3 protein-coding genes are annotated in these 3,551 nt (G+C 32.9%); all 3 read left to right on the top strand.

Annotated elements, in window-relative coordinates:
- Positions 1 to 2,065, top strand: a 2,065-nt coding sequence (locus tag AC220I_RS20080) for a sensor domain-containing diguanylate cyclase (protein WP_486725646.1), incomplete at its 5' end; no start/stop codon positions are given.
- Positions 2,066 to 2,331: 266 nt separating this feature from the next.
- A complete protein-coding gene (locus AC220I_RS20075) occupies positions 2,332 to 2,592 on the top strand; it encodes a TM1266 family iron-only hydrogenase system putative regulator (protein ID WP_486725645.1) in 261 nt (86 codons plus the stop codon).
- A 27-nt stretch (positions 2,593 to 2,619) separates the two neighbouring features.
- A partial coding sequence (gene hydG / locus AC220I_RS20070; protein ID WP_486725644.1) for a [FeFe] hydrogenase H-cluster radical SAM maturase HydG occupies positions 2,620 to 3,551 on the top strand: 932 nt, incomplete at its 3' end.

Here is a 3,551-nt window from a genome sequence, read left to right as displayed (position 1 = left end):
TCAGGTTGAAAATGATGATCACATTTCCCATAGAGAAAAATTAGAAAAATTAGAGACATTACTGGAGATGCTTGAGCCAATTGATGACGATTATTCAAAAGCCAGAACAAAAATAAACTACGCGTATGAATTGTTATTAATTGGGGATATCTCCAAAGCTCATGACCTTGGCCTTAAGGCCATGCACCTGTCTAGAGGGTTTGAAGATGTGAGCCTAGACCTTAAAATCTTTAATATCTTGGGAAGAGTTCATAGTCAGGTTGGACGGTATGCACTGGCACTTGATTATTATCATCAAGCTCTTCGTTTAACAGATGATGTTAATCAAAAGCTAAATTATAAAAGCGTAATTTTTAATAACATCGCCATTATTTATAGTGATATGGGCATGAAAGAAAAGGCAATTGATTATTATAAAGAAGCATTTGAATTGGCCCTCAAGGAATATAATATTAGGGCAAAATATTTAGTTGCATATAATATAATTGATTTGCTATTAGAATTAAATCGTTTAGATGAAGTGCCCTATTATATTGAAATCATGAAAGAGTGCTTAAATACCAAAAGAGATCTAAAGGGCCTTTATCACATCGTATTTAGCAAGTATCTCAGAATGTTATCACTTATTTCGGAGGCTGAAAATGAACTGAATATAGCTGAAATGCTCTTTGAAAAAGATCAAGATGCTGCAGGGTTAAATGATGTTAAGTTTGAACGCGTTAAGCAACTATCCCAAAACAAAATGCATCGAGAAGCTTTCGAACTATGCCAAAGCGTGGTTGAAACTTCTGAGAAAATTGAAGATCATGAAATCCTTAGAGAAGCGCTTAAAACCAGTTGTGAGTTAGCTGAAATTTTGGAACTCACTAAAGAGGGGTTCGAAAGTTATCGAAAGCTGGTTGAATACGATGAACAATTGATGCATAACATTTATGAAGCAAGTATATTTCAATTATCTGAAAAGACTGAAGTTGAATTGGTTCAAAAAATACATGAAAATAATGAACGTTTATTTGAAAATATGCGATTTATTCACGAAGTATCCAAGGATATTTCTAAGGAACAAGATTATGATGCTTTAATCAAATTAATCATTCAAAAGTTAATTAGTTTTATTTCATGTGATGCGATTGTAATTGCCCTTTATGATGAGCCCAATGGGTTAATTACACGTAGAACCATGTATCACGATAATGAAATTACCTTTTCGTATGACATTGAAGTTAGTAATAAAAGCAGTTTAGCCGCTTGGACGATTAGGAATAAAAAAGAAGTTTATACAAATTTCTACAGTCAGTTAAAACTCAATGATTTTGAGTCACTTGATGTTAACTTTCCTGAAATTGTTGTACCATATGAATCTGTATTTTATGTCCCCTTAATTAATGACAAGGAAGTTATTGGTGTGTTTTCCTTGCAGAAATATGAAAGGAATGGCTTTAATCATTATGAACTTGAAATGATTCGTGTTTTTTCATCTTATATTTCTATTGCGATTACAAATGCACTTAAAAGTGAACAGATGCACGTCATGAATAAAACACTTGAAGAAATCTCCCGAAGGGATGGATTAAGTGAACTGCTAAACCGAAATGCTTTAAATGAAGACATTATAAAAATATTGAATCATGCCCTTATTAATCAAACTCATATTGCAACGATTTTATGTGATATCGATTTTTTTAAAGAGTATAATGATAAATATGGTCATCTTGATGGTGATGTGGCCTTGAAGAAAATTTCGCAGATTATTCAAAATGAGGCAGTACAGTACACGCCATATATTTATAGGTTTGGTGGGGATGAATTTTTGATTATTTTAAAAGAAACAAATTATTCGGAGATCAAGGCATTGACTGGAGGCATACTTTCAGGTGTTAAGCAGCTTGGCATTCCCAATAAAGATGTTGGCGTAGACAATGTTATAACCGTCAGTGTGGGAGCGGCATTATTTGAAAATTACAATCCTATGCTTGATGAAGATTTGCTTCTTAAGAGTGCTGATAATGCCCTTTATGCGTCGAAACGCATAGGTAGAAATCAAGCACATATCATTAAATTTTAAAATATTTGTAAAGAGACTTGACAGTTTAATCAATGATTGATAAGATATTAACAAATGAATTCAAAAATTATGAGAACAAAGTTTTCTTGTGATTTTTGTCTAACAATTTTTACCGGCCTAACAGAGAAGAGATTCTAATCTGAAAGGAAGTAATCAATCATGATTAAACATTATTGTTATGATATGACCTTCTCTTTGAGAAGGTTTTTTTAATGTTCTGTTGAATAATAGGCATATAATTAACAATTTTGTTTTGGGAGGTAAAAATGACTAAGAAAATAGCGGTTATTAGCGCAATACTAGAGGATGCACAGGGCGTTCAAAGTAGATTTAATGAGATTATTTCAGAGTTTAAGGGCATTGTAAGAGGCAGAACGGGTATTCCCTTTGATCAATATGGCATTTCAGTCATCACAATTATAGTGATTGGTGAAATCGATGAGATTAATGGATTAACCGGAAAGCTTGGAAACCTTAAAAACGTTTCAGTTAAAACATCTATTTCGAAAAAGTCTGTTGATGCATAATTCACAATGGAAAATGGAGGCAAACTTATGAAGTACAACGATCATAATTACACTGAAGCAAATTTTATCAATCATGAATTAATAGCACAGATATTAGAAAATGCTAAAAATGCTTCAAACGATGAAATTCAAAGCGTTATCAGAAAAGCAGGTGAAAAGAAAGGCTTATCTTACGAAGAAATTGCTATTTTATTGCAAGCTGAATCTGAAGAACATGTAACACAAATTTATAAAATCGCTGAGAAGATTAAAAGTGAAATTTATGGAAATAGAGTTGTCATATTTGCGCCTTTATATGTAAGTGATTATTGCGTAAACAACTGTAAATATTGCGGTTACAAACGTGAAAATAAGTTTGCAAGAAGAAAATTAACAGAAGAGGAAATCAGATCTGAAGTTAGAATTCTTGAAAAGATGGGACATAAAAGAATTGCACTAGAGGCTGGCGAAGATCCAGTTAATTGTGATATTGATTATATTTTAAATGCAATGAAAACAATTTATAGTGAAGCGAGCGAAAAGAGCAATATTAGACGTATCAATGTAAACATTGCTTCAACGACAATTGAAAATTATTCAAAACTTAAGGCTGCTGATATTGGTACTTATATCTTATTCCAAGAAACATATCATAAGCCAACGTATGAAGAGATGCATCCAAAGTGCTTAAAGGGAGATTATGAATATCATTTAACTGCTTTTGATAGATCAATGCAGGGTGGCGTTGATGATGTTGGCGCAGGGGTCCTCTTTGGTCTTGCAGATTATAAATTTGAAGTCTTGGCACTCATGATGCACAATCAGCATCTAGAAGACAATTATGGTGTAGGCTTCCATACGATTTCCGTGCCACGTATTAAAAAGGCTGAAGGAATGGAAATGGTGGAGTTCAATTCATTAATAGACGATGAGACCTTTAAAAAGATTGTAGCAATCCTAAGAATTGCGGTTCCTTTTAC

The sequence above is a fragment of the Fusibacter sp. genome, assembly GCF_057447755.1.
The sequence above is the reverse complement of the archived record's forward strand: the minus strand, read 5'-3'. Positions and strand labels throughout refer to the sequence as shown.